This window comes from Propioniciclava soli (genome assembly GCF_014858005.1).
GTDB classification, from domain to species: domain Bacteria; phylum Actinomycetota; class Actinomycetes; order Propionibacteriales; family Propionibacteriaceae; genus Propioniciclava; species Propioniciclava soli.
Map to the genome: position 1 here is coordinate 199,440 of NZ_JACYOT010000006.1, position 18,417 is coordinate 217,856.

17 protein-coding genes are annotated in these 18,417 nt (G+C 72.0%); 9 read left to right on the plus strand and 8 right to left on the minus strand.

What is annotated here, in order from left to right; all coding sequences use genetic code 11:
- Positions 1–66: 66 nt before the first annotated feature.
- Positions 67–1,047 (minus strand): NAD-dependent epimerase/dehydratase family protein, encoded by a 981-nt coding sequence (locus IFY26_RS07960; protein ID WP_232548459.1) that lies wholly within the window; start codon positions 1,045–1,047, stop codon positions 67–69.
- A 178-nt stretch (positions 1,048–1,225) separates the two neighbouring features.
- Here IFY26_RS07960 and IFY26_RS07965 point away from each other — a divergent pair, with 178 nt between their 5' ends.
- The gene (locus tag IFY26_RS07965; protein WP_232548460.1) at positions 1,226–2,986 is read left to right on the plus strand and encodes a VanW family protein; all 1,761 of its coding nucleotides are present in this window, start codon (positions 1,226–1,228) and stop codon (positions 2,984–2,986) included.
- A gap of 709 nt (positions 2,987–3,695) precedes the next feature.
- Here the strand turns inward: IFY26_RS07965 and IFY26_RS07970 are convergent.
- Positions 3,696–4,208, minus strand: coding sequence for a hypothetical protein (locus IFY26_RS07970; protein ID WP_232548461.1), 513 nt, complete (start codon positions 4,206–4,208; stop codon positions 3,696–3,698).
- 144 nt (positions 4,209–4,352) lie between these two features.
- Here IFY26_RS07970 and fdxA point away from each other — a divergent pair, with 144 nt between their 5' ends.
- From fdxA to IFY26_RS07985, 3 genes are all read left to right on the plus strand, one after another.
- Positions 4,353–4,673 carry a ferredoxin gene (gene fdxA / locus IFY26_RS07975; RefSeq protein ID WP_232548462.1) on the plus strand — a complete coding sequence of 107 codons (321 nt, stop codon included), beginning with the start codon at positions 4,353–4,355 and terminating at the stop codon, positions 4,671–4,673.
- Between the two features lie 14 nt (positions 4,674–4,687).
- Positions 4,688–5,788, plus strand: coding sequence for a succinyldiaminopimelate transaminase (dapC, locus tag IFY26_RS07980; protein WP_416046568.1), 1,101 nt, complete (start codon positions 4,688–4,690; stop codon positions 5,786–5,788).
- Between the two features lie 300 nt (positions 5,789–6,088).
- The gene (locus IFY26_RS07985; RefSeq protein WP_232548464.1) at positions 6,089–6,451 is read left to right on the plus strand and encodes a hypothetical protein; all 363 of its coding nucleotides are present in this window, start codon (positions 6,089–6,091) and stop codon (positions 6,449–6,451) included.
- Positions 6,452–6,493: 42 nt separating this feature from the next.
- On the opposite strand, the gene tal is transcribed toward IFY26_RS07985, so the two are convergent.
- The 5 genes from tal to IFY26_RS08010 form a co-directional block, all read right to left on the minus strand.
- On the minus strand, positions 6,494–7,687 hold the full coding sequence (gene tal / locus IFY26_RS07990; protein WP_232548465.1) for a transaldolase: 1,194 nt from the start codon (positions 7,685–7,687) through the stop codon (positions 6,494–6,496).
- A gap of 18 nt (positions 7,688–7,705) precedes the next feature.
- A complete protein-coding gene (tkt, locus tag IFY26_RS07995) occupies positions 7,706–9,979 on the minus strand; it encodes a transketolase (RefSeq protein ID WP_232548640.1) in 2,274 nt (757 codons plus the stop codon).
- A 171-nt stretch (positions 9,980–10,150) separates the two neighbouring features.
- Positions 10,151–11,023, minus strand: a complete 873-nt coding sequence (locus tag IFY26_RS08000; RefSeq protein ID WP_232548466.1) for a hypothetical protein — start codon at positions 11,021–11,023, stop codon at positions 10,151–10,153.
- A 5-nt stretch (positions 11,024–11,028) separates the two neighbouring features.
- Positions 11,029–11,967 carry a 2,3,4,5-tetrahydropyridine-2,6-dicarboxylate N-succinyltransferase gene (gene dapD / locus IFY26_RS08005; protein WP_232548467.1) on the minus strand — a complete coding sequence of 313 codons (939 nt, stop codon included), beginning with the start codon at positions 11,965–11,967 and terminating at the stop codon, positions 11,029–11,031.
- A gap of 22 nt (positions 11,968–11,989) precedes the next feature.
- The gene (locus IFY26_RS08010) at positions 11,990–13,204 is read right to left on the minus strand and encodes a hypothetical protein (protein ID WP_232548468.1); all 1,215 of its coding nucleotides are present in this window, start codon (positions 13,202–13,204) and stop codon (positions 11,990–11,992) included.
- Positions 13,205–13,310: 106 nt separating this feature from the next.
- On the opposite strand from IFY26_RS08010, the gene dapE reads away from it, so the two are divergent.
- The 4 genes from dapE to IFY26_RS08030 are packed head-to-tail and all read left to right on the plus strand — an operon-like array spanning position 13,311 to position 15,700.
- Positions 13,311–14,366, plus strand: coding sequence for a succinyl-diaminopimelate desuccinylase (dapE, locus tag IFY26_RS08015; RefSeq protein WP_232548469.1), 1,056 nt, complete (start codon positions 13,311–13,313; stop codon positions 14,364–14,366).
- A gap of 22 nt (positions 14,367–14,388) precedes the next feature.
- On the plus strand, positions 14,389–15,171 hold the full coding sequence (locus IFY26_RS08020; RefSeq protein WP_232548470.1) for an LOG family protein: 783 nt from the start codon (positions 14,389–14,391) through the stop codon (positions 15,169–15,171).
- Positions 15,171–15,545 carry a DivIVA domain-containing protein gene (locus IFY26_RS08025; RefSeq protein WP_232548471.1) on the plus strand — a complete coding sequence of 125 codons (375 nt, stop codon included), beginning with the start codon at positions 15,171–15,173 and terminating at the stop codon, positions 15,543–15,545. Before IFY26_RS08020 ends, IFY26_RS08025 begins: the two co-directional genes overlap by 1 nt.
- Positions 15,533–15,700, plus strand: a complete 168-nt coding sequence (locus IFY26_RS08030; protein ID WP_232548472.1) for a DUF3117 domain-containing protein — start codon at positions 15,533–15,535, stop codon at positions 15,698–15,700. The genes IFY26_RS08025 and IFY26_RS08030 overlap by 13 nt, the downstream gene beginning before the upstream one ends.
- 114 nt (positions 15,701–15,814) lie before the next feature.
- On the opposite strand, the gene glgA is transcribed toward IFY26_RS08030, so the two are convergent.
- Positions 15,815–17,011: a glycogen synthase gene (gene glgA, locus IFY26_RS08035; protein ID WP_232548473.1), complete on the minus strand. Its 1,197-nt coding sequence runs from the start codon at positions 17,009–17,011 to the stop codon at positions 15,815–15,817.
- 115 nt (positions 17,012–17,126) lie between these two features.
- On the opposite strand from glgA, the gene glgC reads away from it, so the two are divergent.
- Complete coding sequence (gene glgC / locus IFY26_RS08040) at positions 17,127–18,350, plus strand: glucose-1-phosphate adenylyltransferase (protein ID WP_232548474.1); 1,224 nt, start codon at positions 17,127–17,129, stop codon at positions 18,348–18,350.
- Positions 18,351–18,417: the final 67 nt, after the last annotated feature.

Sequence of the window (18,417 nt, forward strand, 5' to 3'; positions counted from 1 at the left end):
TCGCGCAAGACCCACCGAGCCCCCGGCGTGCGCGCCGGGGGCTCGTGTGGTGGTTCGGGGAGGGCGTCAGTGGGGGTCGTTGGCGTCGCGGACGGCGCGGACGGTGGCGCGGATCTGGTTCTCCAGGTCGCCCGAACGGTTCGGCAGGTCGAACTCGGCGCGGGTGGCCGCGCCGTCGACGATCCGGTGGGTGTGCACCACGTCGCTGCCCAGGCGGGAGGCCTGCAACCCGGCCTGGTGGCGCCGCAGGCGCTGGCCGAGCAACAGGCCGGCGCCGACGGCGTCCGTCAGCACGCGGGGCCACGGCACGAACCGAACGGGCAGGCCGAGTTCCTCGCGGGCGAGCTCCATCCAGCGGTTCCAGTGGAGCTCGCCGTCGGTGACGGGGTAGGAGCCCCCGTGGCGGCCCTGTTCGAGAAGGGCGGCGGCGGCGTCCACCACCGAGTCGAGCGTGGCCGCGGACGTCCCGCCGTCCACGCGGGGGAGGACGGGGACGCGCGCGATGGCGTCATAGGCGCCGCGCCACACCGCCCGCGTGCCGGGCTGGACGCCGAACACGTAGGGAATCTCCAAGGTGCACACCGTCAGGTCGTCCCCGCCGGCGGCCACGGCGCGCTCATGCTGGGTGAGGCGGGCGTGCACGTAGGGGTGGCGGGCACGGAAGGCGGGGTCGGCGCGTCCGCCCGAGGCGAAGTAGGAGCCCAGCAGCAGCAGGCAGCGGACGCCGGCGTCGCGGCAGGCGCGGGCCATCCGTTCGGTGGGCTCGACGAGTTCGTGGGTGAGGAAGGCCGCGGCGTCGGGGCCCATGGAGCCGCGGTCGTCGGGGCCAATGCCGTACACCACCCAGTCCTGACCGCCGACGAGTTCGCGCAGGCCGGCGTCGTCGAGGTGCGCGGCGTCGGCCAGGCGGACGGTGACCTCGGGGGGGAGGACGTCGGGGCGGGGGGGCGTCCGCGACACCGAGGTGACCGTGTGGCCGTCCGCGACGAGCCGCCGGCACAGCGCGGCCCCGAGGAATCCTGTGCCCCCCAGCACCAGTGCGCGCACGAGTGATCTCCCCATTCCGGCCCCGCCCTGTCGCGGCGCCCGGCCCAGCGTAGGGGGCTGGGGCCCGGGGCTGTCGACTTGTGCGGCCCCCGGCCCGGCTGTTGCCTCGCCGTGAATTCGATGGGCCGGGCGCACCCCGCTTACGATGGGTCGACGACACCGGACGATTGGGAGCACCATGACCGCCGATTCCACCGACGTGACCGAGCCGGCCCGCAGGCGACGCCGCGGCCCCCTGTACGCCGCCCTTGCCGGTGGGACGCTGCTGCTGCTCGGGGGTGCCTACGGTGTGGGCTACGCCCTGTCCGGGGAGACGCTGCCGCCGAACACGACCATCGAGGGGGTGGAGGTCGGCCGCCTCGCCGCGCCGGAGGCCGAGGCGCGCCTCAGCGAAGAGCTCACCGCGCGGGCGGAGGAGCCGATGACGCTGGCGTCCGGGGAGCAGGAGCTGACGCGGACGCCGGCCGAGTTCGGCCTGTCCGTCGACTACGCCGCCTCGGTGGCCGAGGCCGACGTGGAGAAGAGCTTCAATCCCGTCGATATCTGGAACAGCCTCACTGGTGGGCGGAGCGTCGACGCCGTGGTGGCGCGGGACGAGCCGACGCTGGAGGCGGTCGCGTCCGAGCTGGCGCAGTTGACGAACGCCGATCCGGTGAACGCCGGGCTCGTGATCGAGGCGAACGCGCCCGTGGTGCAGGAGGGCTCGAACGGCCGGGCGCTGGATGTGGCGGCCACGGCGGACGCGGTGGCGGACGCCTACCTGGACGCGACCCGGGTGGACGCCGTCGTGGCCGAGACCGAGCCGGAGATCACCACCGCCGAGGCCGAACAGGCGCGCGACACCGTGGCGGTGCCGGCGCTGAGCGGGCCCGTGACGATCCAGACCGGGGATCGGGGGTTCCAGGTGACGCCCGAGATGATCGGCGCGTCGCTGAGCTTCGTGCCGGCGGACGGCGCGCTGGCCCCCGAGCTGAACGCCGAGACGCTGCTGGGCCAGGCGGATTCGGCCATGGAGGGGTTGGGGTTGCAGCAGGCCAAGGACGCCACGATCGAGCTGCGCGACGGGACCCCCGTCGTCGTGCCTGGCGAGAACGGGCTGGGCGTGGCGAAGGAGGACCTCGCCCGCGCCGTCGGCGAGGCGATGACGCGCACCGACGAGCGGACCGGCAGCGTGACGATCGCCGAGGTGGAGCCCGACCTGACCACTGCCGAGGCCGAGGCGCTCGGCGTCCGCGAGATCACCGGCGAATTCACCACACGCTTCCCCGCCACGGCTTACCGGGTGAACAACATCGGCAAGTCGGCCGGGCTGATCAACAACACGCTGCTGCTGCCGGGGGAGACGTTCAGCATGAACGCGGCGCTGGGGGAGCGGACCCTGGCCAACGGGTGGAAGGCCGGCGGCGCCATCGACGGCGGGCGCGTCGTGGAGCGCATGGGCGGCGGCATCTCCCAGACGACGACCACGCTGTTCAACGCGATCTTCTTCGCGGGCCTGGAGGACGTGGTGCACAAGCCGCATTCGCTGTACTTCAGCCGCTACCCCATGGGCCGCGAGGCGACGCTGGACTGGAACAGCGTGGAGATGAAGTTCCGCAACGACACGGACTACGGCGTGCTGATCCAGGCGTTCACGAACAATCCCGAGGTGGGGGGGCAGGGCACCGTCACGGTGCGCATCTGGTCGACCAAGGTGTACGACGTGACGGCCACCGACCCGGTGCAGAGCAACTTCCGCAGCCCGGGCGAGACGATTCGCAGCGACGCCGCCGTGTGCAGCCCGCAGAGCGGCATGCGGGGATTCACCGTGCGGTTCGACCGGGTGTTCCGGCAGAACGGTGCGGTGGTGCGCACCGAACCCTTCGAGTGGACCTACAACACGCTGACGCCCGTCGTCTGCACCAACCCCGACGCCCGGGCGGACCGCATCGAGCGCTGAGCTGGGGCGCGCCGACGGTGGGTCGCTGAGCTGGGGCGCGCCGACCGTGGGGCGCGGCGGGCTGCGGTGGCCCCGGGTCGGGGTCGGCGGCGTCCACGTGTGCGTCACGTGGCGCACCTGGGGTGACGTGGCGCGCGTCACTGTCACGTGTGCTCTTGGTGCGCCACGTGGGGGCGGAGTGCGCCACGTGGGGTCGGAATGCGCCGCATGAACGCGGTCGGAGTGCGCCACGTGAACGCGGTCGGACGGGCGGGGACGCGGCTGCTCCCTGTCGTTGACGGCGCCTCCCTGCCGGTGGACGCGCCACCCTGTCGTTGACGGCGCCTCCCTGCCGGTGGACGCGCCGCCCTGTCGTTGACGGCGCCTCCCTGCCGGTGGGCGCGCCGCCCTGTCGTTGACGGCGCCTCCCTGCCGGTGGGCGCGCCGCCCCGCCCGAAGCCCTCCTCCCTAGCGTTGCAACGCTAGGGGAGTGCGCGAACGGCAGGGAGGCGTCCGGAGGGGCAGGGAGGCGCTCGGGACGGCAGGGGAGACCACGGGGGCAGGGGTAGAGGCGGAGTTTGAGGCCGGAGTGTGCGTGTCGCGCCGTCCCCGGAGCCCGGGCCGCCCCGGGCCACGGGGCGAGCTGTGGCGCCACGAGTGCGCACGGTCTACCAGGACGGGCCCTGCGCCACCAGGACCGCAGCACCTGCGACCCACCGTCCGGGAGACCTCAGCCGCCCGAGGGCCCCTGGGAGTCAGCCTGCCCGAGCTCGGTGAAACCGGACGACGCCAACGCCGCTGCGACGGCGGGGTCGGACGTCCGCACCTGGATCGAGCGGGCCCCCATGCGGGTGGCCCACCAGGCGGCGTCCACCCAGATCGCCGGTGAGCCGCCGCCGAGCGTCACCCACTCGCCCTCGAACCGCGCCGCCACCCCGTCGAAGTCCGCGGCAGCCCCCCACGCCGGCACCGCAGCCGGCGGCGTCCGATCCGCCAGCAACGCGCTGATTCGCGCCACCCACGGCACCCCCGCCACGCCGGCCCGCGCGGCCAGGTCGTCCAGCAGCGAACGGGGCGTGGCCACCGGGTTGCGCCCCAGCGCCACGGCGACGCGGCGGGCGGCGCCAACGTCCGAACGGGCCACGGCATGCTCGGTGCCACGTCGGTCGACGACGGCGACGGCCGCCTCGGTCAACCTGGTCACGAACCCCATCACCTCCCGCTTGCCTGCCTCGTCAGCCACCAGAAGGCTCACCCTTTCCCCCACCCGCAGGGGTGGCGTGAGGGTGACGATGAGATCGGGAGCGGTGTCGTTCACAAGGGGCCTTTCGTGCGGGGTACGATGAGCGGGCACGCCCCAGCGAGCCCGAACTACAGGAGCGGATACATGACCTACGTGATCACCCAGCCGTGCGTCGACGTCAAGGACCTCGCCTGCGTCGAGGAGTGCCCCGTCGACTGCATCTACGAGGGTAACCGCATGCTGTACATCCAGCCCGACGAGTGCGTCGACTGCGGTGCGTGCGAGCCCGTCTGCCCCGTCGAGGCCATCTACTACGAAGACGACGTGCCGGCGGACCAGGCCCAGTTCTACGACGCCAACGTCAAGTTCTTCGACACCATCGGCAGCCCGGGTGGTGCCGCCAAGATGGGCAAGATCGACGCCGACCACGCGCTCGTCGAGGCGCTGCCGCCCCAGGGCGAGTGACCCCGGGCGTGAGCGTGCCCCTCTCGGCCCGCCTGCCCGACTTCCCGTGGGACACCATTGCGGGCGCGCGTGAGCGCGCCCGTTCCCATGCGGGCGGCCTGATTGATCTCAGCGTCGGGACGCCCGTCGACCCCGTTCCCGCCCTCGCGACGCAGGCGCTCACCGACGCGGCCCCGGCTTGGGCGGGCTACCCGACGGTGTGGGGGACGCCGGCGCTGCGGCAGGCGATCCGCGCGTACGCCGAGCAGCGCTGGAACAGCGTGCCCCTCGAGGACGCGAATGTGCTGCCCGTCGTGGGCACCAAGGAGCTGGTGGCGCACCTGCCGCTCCAGCTCGGCCTGGGCGCCGGTGACGTCGTCGTCATCCCCACCACCGCCTACCCGACGTACGAGGTCGGCGCCCGCATCGCCGGGGCGGAGGTGCTCGCCACCGACGACCCGGCGGAGGCGGCGGCCGCGCAGCCCAGGCTCATCTGGATCAACTCCCCGGCCAACCCGCACGGCGCCATCCTGACCGCTCAACAAGTCGCGGCCTGGGTGGACGCCGCCCGTGCGGCCGGGTCAGTGCTCGCGTCCGACGAGTGCTACGGCGAGTTCGCGTGGGACGCCGAGCCCGTCAGCGTGCTCGACCCGGCCGTGAATGGCGGATCGCTCGACGGCCTCATCGCGGCCTTCTCGCTGTCCAAGCGCTCCAACGTCGCCGGCTATCGGGCCGGGTTCCTGGCCGGCTGCGCAGTCATCCTCACCGAGCTGCTTGGCGTCCGCAAGCACTCCGGGCTCATGGTGCCCGGGCCCGTGCAGGCCGCGATGGTGGCGTTGCTCGGCGACGACGCGCACGTGGCCGAGCAGCGCGAGCGGTATCGCCGCCGACGCGCGCTGCTGCGCCCCGCGCTGGAGGCCGCCGGTTTCCGCATCGACCACTCCGAGGGCTCGCTCTACCTGTGGGCGACGCGCGGCGAGGACTGCCGCGCCACCGTCGACTGGCTGGCCGAGCGCGGCATCCTCGTCGCGCCCGGTGACTTCTACGGCGAGGCCGGACGCCGCCACGTCCGCGTGGCGCTCACGGCGTCCGACGAGCGGAGCGACGCTGCGGTGGAGCGGCTGAGGCAGGACTGAGCGGCGTGGCGGGTCTGCCACCTGTGCCACGACCGGCTGTGTACTCCTCATACCAAAGTACGAGAATGCAACCCGAACGGTACCGATGGCTCGCCCTAAGGGACGAATTCTCCCTTCAAGCTCGCTCCGGAGTGCTTCCGGGGCCTAGAGTCCACGCACACGTCGTGGACGTGGAGGCGAGTGACGCCAGTTCTAGGAATTTGATCCGGGCTGCCAGCAATGCAGAGATCTGGGCAACATGGCAGTGAACAGATGCTGCACGCGGCGGGACTGCCAATATCTTGCGAGGTGTGGGTGAACATGATCGGACGTGAAGTCTCCTGGATGCGGGCCGCCGTGGCTGTCCTCCTCGTCGGACTCCTCTGGTGGGGGTGGACCGCTGACATCGGGGCTGCTGCCGCCTGGCAGTCCCGGGTGTTCGTCGTCGTCGCCGCCCTCACGGTGTGGGCCGCCTTCGCGAGCCGCTCGCGCGCCGCACGGGCGGCGGCGCTCCTGGGCCTCGGCGTCAGTGTCGGCATCGCGCTGACGGCCACGGACTGGCCGGCCGTACTCGCCAGCAGCAGGGGAGCCTGGATGGTGTGGTTCCTCCCCGGCTTGGCGGTGCTGGTCCTACGGTCGTTGCGGTTCAGCGCCCTCGAGAGCGACCGCCCCGCGCTCGTCTGAGGCGACTCAGCCGCCGGGCCGGACGGCGACCCGCCGGCGACCTCAGGAGCGGCCCTCGGCGCCCTGATCGGAGGCCTTGCCCAGCTCGCCCTCGACGCTGTCGAGCAGCTCCTGCCACGACTTCTCGAACTTGTCGAGACCCTCGGTCTCGAGCTGCTCGACGACCTGGTCGTAGGAGACGCCGACCCGCTCCAGGTCGTCGAGGACCTGCTGGGCCTCGGCGTAGGAGCCGGTGATCGTGTCACCCGTCAGCTCACCGTGGTCCACCGTCGCCTCCAGCGTCGTGCCGGGCATGGTGTTGACGGTGTGGGCGGCGACCAGCTCGGTGACGTAGAGGGTGTCGGGGTACTCGGGGTTCTTGACCCCGGTCGAGGCCCACAGCGGGCGCTGCACGTGCGCCCCGTCGTCGGCCAGCGCATCCCAGCGGTCCGTGGCGCAGACTTCCTCGAAGGCCCGGTAGGCGAGCCGGGCATTCGCCAGACCGGCCTTGCCGCGCAGCGCGAGCGCCTCCTCGGAGCCGATCGCCTCCAGCCGCCCGTCGATCTCGGCGTCCACGCGCGAGACGAAGAAGCTGGCCACGGAACGGATCGTGGTGAGGTCGGCGCCCTTGTCGCGGGCCTGTTCCAGGCCGGCGAGGTAGGCGTCCATGACCCCGCGGTAGCGGTCGAGGCTGAAGATCAGGGTGACATTCACGCTGATCCCCGCAGCCAACACCTGGGTGATCGCAGGCAGCCCCTCGACCGTCGCCGGAATCTTGATGAGCAGGTTGGGCCGGTCGATCTGGGCCCACAGCCGCTTCGCCATCGCGACCGTGCCGTCGGTGTCCCTGGCCAACCGGGGGTCGACCTCGATGGAGACGCGGCCGTCCTGCCCGGCGGTCCGCTCGTAGGTCGGCAGGAAGGCGTCGCAGGCGTCCGCCACGTCCCGGGTCGTGATGGCGAACACCGCCTCGTCGACGTCGGCGCCCCGGCCGGCCAGCTCGGCGACCTGCCCGCTGTAGGCCTCTCCCTCGGAGAGCGCCGTGGCGAAGATGGTGGGGTTGGTGGTGACGCCGAGCACGCCGCGGTCGATGTAACCGTCCAGGTCGCCGTCGGCGAGCATGGGGCGGTTCAGGTCGTCCAGCCACACCGAGACGCCGGCGTCGGCCAACTCGTGCAGGGTGGTCCGGGCCTGTTCGCGATCAGCGGTCGCGCCCTGGGTGGGCTCCGGGGTGGGCTTGCCGTCACTGTTCGTCATGATCGATCCCTTTCGTGGTCACTTCTGTGTCTCATCGGTGGACCGGGTGCCGCCCTCGTGGGCGTCGCCCAGCGTGCTCTCGTCGTCCCTCGGTTCCTTCGGGGTGGAGCCGCCCGGGTGGGCCGGGGCCTCCCCCCGCACCGCGGCCAACGACTCCCGGGCCGCGGCCTCGACCGCCTCCGCGGTGATCCCGAACTCGCGGTAGAGGGTTTCGTAGTCGGCGGAGGCGCCGAAGTGCTCGATGCTCACGATCCGGCCGGCGTCGCCGACCAGCTCGCGCCAGCCCTGCGCAATGCCCGCCTCGACCGACACGCGGGCCCGGACGTCCTTCGGCAGCACCTGGTCGCGGTAGCTCTCGTCCTGCTCCTCAAACCACTCACGGCAGGGCAGGGACACCACGCGGGTGGGGACGCCGTCGGCCTGCAGCGCCTCTCGGGCCTGCACCGCGAGCTGCACCTCCGAGCCGGTGGCGATCAGGATCACCTGCGGCTCACCGCCCTCGGCCTCGGCCAGCACGTAACCGCCCCGGGCGACGCCCTCGGCGGATGCCAGACCTCCGTCCCCCCGCTCGAAGGTGGGGACGTTCTGCCGGGTGAGCGCCAGCGCGGACGGGTGGTCCACCGTCTGGAGGATGGTCCGCCAGGCGACCGCGGTCTCGTTGGCGTCCGCGGGACGCACCACGTCGAGGCCGGGGATGGCCCGCAGCGCGGCCAGGTGCTCGATGGGCTGGTGGGTCGGGCCGTCCTCGCCCAGGCCTATGCTGTCGTGCGTCCACACGTAGACGACCGCCAGCTGCTGGATGGAGGCGAGCCGTACGGCGGGGCGCATGTAGTCGCTGAACACCAGGAAGGTGCCGCCGTACGGGCGCGTCAGGCCCTCCAGCGCGATGCCGTTCAGGATCATCCCCATGGCGTGCTCGCGAATGCCGAAGTGCATCGTGCGGCCGTAGGCGTCCCCGGGGAACTTGGCGGTCGCCTTGGCGGCGGGGACGAAGCTGGGAGCACCCTTCATCGTCGTGTTGTTGGAGCCCGCGAGATCGGCCGAGCCGCCCCACAGCTCGGGCATCACCGGTGCGAGAGCGGTGAGCACCTCGCCCGAGGCCTTGCGGGTCGCCATGCCCTTGGCGTCGGCATCGAACACCGGCACGGCTTTCTGGAGGTCCTCGTCCGAGGGCAGCTCCTTGGCGAGGAGTCGGTCCAGCAGGCGGGTCGCCTCCGGGTTGGCCTCGCGCCAGGCCTCGTAGCTCTCCTGCCAGGCGGCATGGGCATCGCGCCCCCGCTCGACGACCTTCCGGGCGTGGGCGAGCACGCCCTCCTCCTCGGGGAAGGTCACCTCGGGGTCGAAGCCGAGCAGCTTCTTGGTGGCCGCCACCTCGTCGGCACCGAGCGCGGAGCCGTGCGCCTCGCCCGTGTCCCGGGCGTCCGGGGCGGGCCAGGCGATGATCGTGCGGAGGATGACCAGGGTGGGCTTGTCGGTGCGCTCGCGGGAGGCCTGCAACGCCGCGTGGAGGGCGTCCACGTCCTCCACGTAGTCGCCGGCGCGCCGCTCCACATCCGATCGGTCCTCGACGGCCTCGCCACTGGCGCCCGCGCTGCCGCGCCAGTCGACCGTCTCGACGTGCCAGCCGTAGGCCTCGTAGCGCTTCGCGACGTCCTCGCTGAAGGAGATGTCGGTGTCGTCCTCGATCGAGATGAAGTTCTGGTCGTAGACGACCGTGAGGTTGCTCAGCTCCTGGTGGCCGGCGAGCGAGCAGGCCTCGCTGCTCACCCCCTCCATCATGTCGCCGTCGGAGGCGATGACCCAGATCTGGTGGTCGAAGGGCGATTCGCCGGGGGCGGCGTCCGGGTCGAGCAACCCGCGCTGACGGCGCTGGGCCATGGCCATGCCGACCGAGCTGGCCAGGCCGGAGCCGAGCGGGCCGGTCGTGATCTCCACGCCGGTGGTGTGGTGGACTTCGGGGTGGCCGGGCGTCGCGCTGCCCCAGGTGCGCAGCGCCTCCAGGTCGGACAGCTCCAGCCCGTAGCCGGAGAGGTAGAGCTGGATGTACTGGGTCAGGCTCGAATGGCCGGCCGAGAGCACGAACCGGTCGCGACCCAACCAGTGGGGGTCGGACGGGTCGTGGCGCATGACGTTCTGGTAGAGCAGGTAGGCCAGCGGGGCCAGGCTCATCGCGGTGCCCGGATGGCCGTTGCCCACCTTCTCGACCGCGTCGGCAGCCAGGACGCGCACGGTGTCGACGGCGCGGACGTCCGCGTCGGTCCAGCCGACCTGGTCGGCGACGGGGCGGGACAGGCTGTCGTCCCGGCCGGAGGTGTACTTGGTGGAATCGCTCACGGTGCTCCTGACGGTGCGGGGGTTCGGTCACAGCGGTGCCCGGGCAGCCTGGCGACCGGGCGGTACACGGCGACCCTATCCCGTCGGGCCCCCACCGGGTCGATCGTTGCCCACACCCGCAGGCGGGCCTCAGCCGCCGGGCGTCGGCGTGGGGGAGCCGAGATCGTCGAAGTGCACCGTGACCGTGGTGCCGCCGGCGCCCTCTCCGGCCCACCACGCGAAGCCGCGCGGGTCGGCCGTCCACGTGCGGCCCCCGAGCTCCACGCGAGTCAGGCCGTGGTTGGCGCGCTGGGCCACCGCGATCTGCGCCGCGGACCACGCAGCCCGGTTCGTGGGGGCCTCCACGACCACGCGGTCACCGGCGTCGCGCACCACCACGTCCGCGGGCAGCGTCCGCTCCAGGAACGCCGCGAGCCCGGCCGGGTCGCCGGCGGGCGGGTTCGCCACCCGGCACGAGAACGACGCCGGGGTCTGGCCGGTCAGCGAGCTCGCGATGCGCCGGGCGTTCTCGACGTGCTGGCGGTACGCCTCGGGGAAGCCCGAGCGCTGCACGGCCTGGGCGACGTCGTTGACGTCGCCCGTTTCCCAGCCGGGGATGGTCACGAGCGCGTCGTAGAAGCGGTCCGAGGCCCAGTACGGGTCCTGCACCTGCTCCGGGGTGCCCCACCCCTGGGAGGGCCGCTGCTGGAACAGGCCAAGGGAGTCCCGGTCACCGTGGTCCAGATTGCGCAGCCCGGATTCCTGGTACGCCGTCGCGAGCGCGATCGTCGCGGCCCGCGGCTCCAGCGCGTGCCGGGTGGACACCCCGGCGATGATCGACGCGTTGTGCGCCTGCTCGGTGGTGAGGGCCACGTCGGCGTCCGCCACCAGGGCGATGCACTGGTCGCTCAGGGGCAGCGGCTGGCGCTGGTAGCTGTACCACAGCACCACCGCGATGCCGGCCGCCACCGCGGCCAGTCCAAGCAGGATGACCGTGATGAGCAGGGTGCGGAGCGCGCGCATGCGCCTCAGTTGGCGTGCAGGGCGGCGTTGAGCTCGATGCCGGTGCCCTGGCGGTCCTTGACCCGGACGGCGCCGGAGACCGAGTCGCGGAAGAACAGCAGCCCGGAACCGCCCGAGAGCTCCACGGCCTTGACCACGGCGCCGTCCGGCAGGGTCACCTTGGTGCCGGCCGTCACGTACAGCCCGGCCTCGACGACGCAGTCGTCGCCCAACGAGATGCCCAGGCCGGCGTTCGCGCCGAGCAGGCAGCGCTCGCCGATCGAGATCTGCTGGGTGCCACCCCCCGACAGGGTGCCCATGATGGACGCCCCCCCGCCGATGTCGGATCCGTTGCCCACGACCACCCCGGCCGAGATCCGGCCCTCGACCATGGACGCCCCCAGCGTGCCGGCGTTGAAGTTCACGAACCCCTCGTGCATGACGGTGGTGCCGGAGGCGAGGTGGGCGCCCAGGCGGACGCGGTCGGCGTCCGCCACCCGCACCCCGGCCGGCACGACGTAGTCGACCATGCGGGGGAACTTGTCCACCCCGTACACCGTGACCGGGCCCTTGGCGCGCAGCGCGAGGCGCGTCTCTTCGAAGCCCTCCACCGCACAGGGGCCGGCTGACGTCCACACCACGTTCGGCAGCACGCCGAACAGACCGTCGAGGTTGAGCGTGCGGGGGGCGCACACCCGGGCCGACAGCAGGTGGAGCCGGAGGTAGGCGTCCGCCACGGACGCCGGCGCGGCGTCGAGGTCGATCTCGGTGAGCACCACCTCGGTGCTCACGCCGCGGTCCTCGTCCGTGGTGCGGGCCGCCATGAGCGCGCGCGGCGCCTCGGGCCCGTCGGGGGTACCCAGCGCGGGGGAGGGGTACCACACGTCCAGGACGGCGTCCGCACCGATGGTGGTCGCGAGCCCCCAGCCCCAGGCGTGGCGGGTGGGCGTGGCGGAGTCAGTCATGGCTTCCTGTCGGGTCGGGGGGTCAGGACCAGGTGACGACCAGCGGATCCTCGGTGAGGTTCACGCTCCAGGCGCGGTCGACGGCGAAGTTCTGGTCGACGTCACCGGTGAGGCCGGCGGCGGTCACCGTGGCGAACCCGGTGATGTCCAGGTGGATCGCGCCGGACGCCGTCATGGCCGCCAGGTCGAGGGCCGGCGCGAACTCGGCCCACGGGTCGTTGTTGAGCTGGAAGCGCACGTTCGACACCTCGGCGCCGTCGGCAGCCAGCCCGAAGGGGCAGTTGCCCGGCAGCGTCTCGGTCGACGCGACGCACTCGTCCAGGCGCGTCCGGACGGCGGCGAGGATCGACTCGCGGCCGGGATCGCTGAGGGCGAACTCCGGCGTGATCGTCGCCGCGTCCGCCTGCGGGCTGGGGATGAAGGCGCTCGTCGCGCCGTTCAGCACCAGGTACTGGTTGGTCGCCGCAGCGGTGTAGGTGCCCGGGAAGACCGGGTTGGTCGCCTCCGTCAGCTCCGCCCCGTTCACCGTGAGGTGGTCGGTGGACGCCAGCGTCAGCTCGCCCAGGCCGTCGGTGAGGTGCCAGGTGCGCGCCCCGTCACCGGTCATGGGCAGGGTGAGGGCCACGTCCTCCTCACCGATCCGGTAGGTCACGTCGGCTGTCGCGTTCTGCCCCTCGGAGGTCACCTCGCCCACGGCGATGGCGCTGAGGGGCGAGGCCTCCACCGATGCCTGCAGCACCTCGTCGGTCAGCAGCGTGGTGTTCGCGGGCTGCTCGGCCAGCGTGGCCAGGGCGCCCTCGGCGTCGGCGGCGGCGAGGGAATCCAGATAGGTCTGGGCCGTGGTGCGGATCGCCTCCTCGCGCTGCGCGCGCTGCGTGCTGTCCCACCACCACCACCCGGCGGCGATCAGCGCGGCGAGCAACACCAGGATGCCGATGATCCAGGCCGTGCGGCGGCCCCGTCCGGACGCCGGCGCCGCCACCGCGGTCGCGGCACTGGCGCCGCCCGTCGCCGCGGCGGGGGTGAGCGCAGGGTCGGCGGCCACGGGGTGGACCTCGTCCGGCTGCCCGTCGCGCGCATCCGCGACGTACGCCTCATCGACCGGCAACGCCTCGGTGGGTGCCGCATCGGCCCATCCGGAGTCGGTGAAATCACCCGGGATCGACTCGGTGGACGGGTCCGTGCCGTCCACGGGGCCGTCCGGCTGGATGTCCTCGGGCCGCTGGTCGCCTGCCATGAATGTGTCCTCCTCGGGTGTGGGCACCACCAGTCATGATGCCACGCCCACCCGTGGGGCCGCCCAGAACCCGGTGGCAACCGCTCCGCCGGGCTACGCTGCCGACATGCTCCTGGACCCCACCGGTGACCTGGTCGACCTCCTGCGATCGCTGGTCGACATCGAGTCCGTCAGCGGCAACGAGGCGGCGCTCGCGGACGCCGTCGAGCAGGCCCTGCGCGCCTGTGCGCACCTGGAGGTGGAGCGCGACGGCGACGCCGTGGTCGCCCGCACGCAGCTTGGCCGGGCCACCCGCGTCGTGATCGCCGGTCACCTCGACACCGTGCCCGTCGCGGGCAACCTGCCCTCGCGGCAGGAGGGCGACCGGGTGTACGGCCGCGGCACGTGCGACATGAAGGGCGGCGTCGCCGTCGCGCTGGCGGCGGCGGTGCAGCTCAGCGCCCCGCGGCACGACGTCACCTGGATCTTCTACGACAACGAGGAGGTCGAGGCCGCCCGCAACGGCCTGGGCCGCCTGGCCCGCAACGCCCCCCACCTGATCGAGGGTGATTTCGCCCTGCTCATGGAGCCGACCGGAGCCCGCGTCGAGGGTGGTTGCCAAGGCACGCTGCGCTGCGACCTCACCTGCACCGGCACCGCCGCCCACTCCGCCCGCAGCTGGTTGGGGCACAACGCCATCCACGACGCCGCCGGCGTCCTCGCCACCCTGGCCGCCTACGAGCCCCGCCGCGTCGTCGTCGACGGCTTGGAGTACCGCGAAGGCCTCAACGCCGTCTCGATCGCCGGCGGCATCGCCGGCAACGTGATCCCCGACCGCTGCACCGTCACCGTGAACTTCCGGTTCGCGCCCGACCGGAGCATCGCCGAGGCCGAGGCCCACTGCCGCGAGGTCTTCGCCGGGTACGACCTGGTGGTCACGGACGCCGCCGCCGCGGCCCGACCGGGGCTCGACCTACCCGCGGCCCGGGACTTCGTGGCCGCGGTCGGCGGCGAGCCGCGCGCCAAGTACGGCTGGACGGACGTGGCGCGCTTCGCCGCCCTCGGCATCCCCGCCGTCAACTACGGCCCGGCCGACCCGGGCAAGGCGCACGCCGACGACGAGTTCTGCCCCGTCGCCGACCTCCACACCTGCCAGGACGCCCTGCTCCGCTGGCTTCGCTGAGCGGGCCGTTAGGCTGGCGTCCGTGACGAAGAAGCGGAAGGGGACGCGGCAGGGGCCGGTCCTCCGGCGTGCCGACCAAGTTCAGCAGACCACGACCGACCAGCGGCTCCTCCAGGGGCGCGGGGACACCGACTGGGTGCACGCCGACCCGTGGCGGGTCATGCGCATCCAGGCCGAGTTCGTCGAGGGGTTCGGCACGCTCGCCGAGCTGGGGCCGGCCGTCAGCGTGTTCGGCTCGGCGCGGACGCCGCGCAGCCACCCGCTGTACGCCGAGGGCGTCCGGCTGGGTCAGGCGCTCGCCGAGGCGGGTTTCGCGACCATCACCGGCGGCGGCCCCGGCCTGATGGAGGCCGCGAACAAGGGGGCCGCCGAGGCCGGCGGCGTCTCGGTGGGGCTCGGCATCGAGCTGCCGTTCGAGGACAAGCTGAACAAGTACGTGACCCTCGGCATCAACTTCCGCTATTTCTTCGTGCGCAAGGTGATGTTCCTGAAGTACGCGCAGGGTTTCGTGGTCATGCCGGGCGGTTACGGCACGCTCGACGAGCTGTTCGAGGCCCTCACCTTGGTGCAGACGCAGAAGGTGACCTCCTTCCCGCTCGTGCTGTTCGGCCGTGACCACTGGTCGGGCCTGCTCAGCTGGGTGGAGAACTCGCTGCGCGACGACGGGTACATCAGCGCCCCCGATCGCGACATGCTCCACCTCACCGACGACGTCGACGAGGCCGTCGCCATCATCGCCGCGCACCGGCGCGAGCAGGCCGCCCTGGCGCACCGGCTCACCGAGGAGCCGGACGGCGACGCCTGATGGAGTGGATTCTCTGGGTCTTGGCCGTCGTCGTGCTGGGGGCGGGGGCCGTGGTGGCGTCCGGTGGCCTCGGCGCGTTGCCCGGCCCCGAGCACGACGCCCCCGTGCTTGACCTGCCGGACGGCCCGCTGGGGGCCGAGGAGCTGCGGGCCGTGCAGTTTCGGGTCGACGTCCGGGGCTACTCGATGGCCCAGGTGGATGAGCTGCTGGCGCGGCTGGAGCGGCAGCTCTCGGCCACGACGGAGTCGTATTTCCGCCCCGTCGACGCCGGGGGCGCACCCGTCGAGGTCACCCCCCAGGCGGACGGGTCTGCGATAATGGCGGCAGACGAGTTCTCGCAGCAATCAGGAGAGGGAGAACCATGGCAGCAATGAAGCCCCGCACGGGTGAGGGTCCGATCGAGGTCGCGAAGGAGTCCCGCGTGATCGCGATGCGCATCCCGGCCGACGGTGGCGGCAGGCTGGTGATCGAGATGAATGCGACCGAGGCGGCCGAGCTGCTCGAGGCGCTCAAGGCGGTCGTGGGCTGACGCCCTCCCTCCCTCGGCACCCCCACACCGACATCCCACACCGACACCCCAACCCGCATCACGACGAACGGCCCCCGGAGCGCGCTCCGGGGGCCGTTCTCGCGGGCGGTGCGCTCAGCCCCGGCGGGCTTTGCGGTGCTCGGCGGCAGCGCGGTAGACCTCGACGGTCTCCTGGGCGATCTTCTCCCATGAGAATTCGTCGATGCAGCGCTGGCGACCGGCCTTGCCCATCGCGTGGGCCCGGTCGGGGTCGCGAGCGAGCTCGTTGATGCGCGCGGCGAAGTCGGACTCGAAGCCCGCGACGAACTCCGCATCGCCCGCCCTGGCCGGGTCGTAGGGCACCAGCAGGCCGGTCTCGCCGTCGACCACGACCTCGGGGATGCCGCCGACCGCCGAGGCCACCACGGCGGTCTCGCACGCCATGGCCTCGAGGTTGACGATGCCGAGCGGCTCGTAGACCGACGGGCAGGCGAACAGGTCGGCAGCGGTCAGCACCTGGCGGACCTTCTCGCGCGGCAGCATCTCCTGCACCCAGAAGACCCGGCCCGGACGCCGCTGGTTCAGCTCCCCGAACGCCTCCTGGAACTCGGCGGCGATCTCCGGGGTGTCCGGGGCGCCCGCCAGCAGCAGCAGGGTGACGTTCTCGTCGAACTCCTGGGCTGCACGCACGAGGTGCACCAACCCCTTCTGGCGCGTGATGCGTCCGACGAACACGACGAGCGGCCCGTCGCGGGGGACGCCGAGCTCGGCCAGCACGGCGTCGTCGGGGTCGGGCTTGAACTCCTCGGGGTCGATCCCGTTCTTGACGACGTGGATCCGCTCGGTCTCCACGAAGGGGTAGGCGTCCTGGATGTTCTTGATCATGGCCGCCGAGACGGCGATGACGGCGTCCGCGTTCTCATAGGCGGTCTTCTCGACCCACGAGCTGACGCGGTACCCGCCGCCGAGCTGCTCGACCTTCCATGGCCGGTCGGGCTCGAGGGAGTGGGCGGTGACGACGAGCGGGATGTCCTGGAACTCGCTGGCCAGGATTCCGGCGAACTGGGCGTACCAGGTGTGGGCGTGGACGACATCGACCTCGGGAATCGCAGCGGCCATCGACACGTCGGCGGCCACGGTGCGCAGGGCCGCGTTGGCCCCTTCGGGGTAGGCCTCGGAGTGAGCCGTCGCGCCCTCGCGCGGCTCGCCCATGCACTGGACGTCGACGGAATCGGTGAACTTCGCCAGCTGGGGGACGAGCTGACCGACGTGGACGCCGGCGCCCCCGTAGATGTGCGGGGGGTACTCGCGGGTCAGGATGGATACGCGCATGCCTGATCGTCGCACACCCGGCGTGGCGCCGCGTCCGAAACTCGCGACCCTCCACAGGTGGAGACGTTCGTCGAATAGGGGTGCGCCGCGGGCGTCCAGCAACTAGTTTGGTGCCATGCCCAATCGACCGAACGTCCTGTCGATTGTCCTGGCCGGTGGCGAGGGCAAGCGTCTGATGCCCCTCACTGCTGACCGGGCCAAGCCGGGGGTGCCCTTCGGGGGCACCTACCGCCTCATCGACTTCGTCCTCTCCAACCTGGCGAACTCCTCACTGACGAAGATCGCCGTCCTCACCCAGTACAAGTCGCACTCGCTGGACCGACACATCGCGCAGACGTGGCGGATGTCGACCCTGCTCGGCAGCTTCGTCACCTCCGTGCCCGCGCAGCAGCGCACCGGCAAGCAGTGGTTCATGGGGTCTGCCGACGCGATCTTCCAGTCGATGAATCTCATCAACGACGAGGACCCCGATTACGTGGTCGTCTTCGGTGCCGACAACATCTACCGGATGGACGTCGCGAAGATGCTCGACGCCCACATCGATTCCGGGCTGGAGTGCACCGTGGCCGGCATCCGGGTGCCACGGCACGAGGCGTCCGCCTTCGGCATCATCGACGCCGAGGCGTCCAACAAGATCGCGCAGTTCCTCGAGAAGCCGGCCGACCCGCCGGGGCTGCCCGACAGCCCCGAGGAGTCGTACGCGTCGATGGGCAACTACATCTTCACGCGCAAGGCGTTCGTGGAGTGCCTGCAGGCCGACGCGGACGACGCCTCGAGCAAGCACGACATGGGCGGCAACATCGTGCCGTTCTTCGTGAACAAGGGCCAGGCGCAGGTCTACGACTTCACCCACAACAACGTGCCGGGCTCCACGGAGCGCGACCGCAACTACTGGCGCGACGTCGGCACCATCGACGCCTACCACGCGGCCCACATGGACCTGGTGAGCGTCGACCCCGACTTCAACCTCTACAACCGCGACTGGCCCATCTTCACCCAGCAGCCCCAGGCTCCCGGAGCGAAGTTCACGCTGCGCGGCACGGCGGAGGATTCGATCGTCTCCGCGGGCTCGATCATCTCCGGCGGCGACGTGGACCGGTCGGTGCTCTCGCCGAACGTGCACGTGGACAAGTGGGCCAAGGTGGAGGAGTCGATCATCTTCTCGGGGGCGCGCATCGGCCGCAACGCCGTCGTCCGCCGCGCGATCCTCGACAAGAACGTCATCGTGGAGGACGGCGCCGAGGTCGGCGTCAACCGCGAGCACGATCTCGCCCGGGGCTTCCACATCTCCGACAACGGCATCGTGACCGTGCCGAAGAACGGACGCGCCACGATCTGAGGCGGCTGAGGATTCGCCCGAAGCAGGCCGTCCCACCTTGGAGACGGCTTGCTTTAGGAGCGTGAAG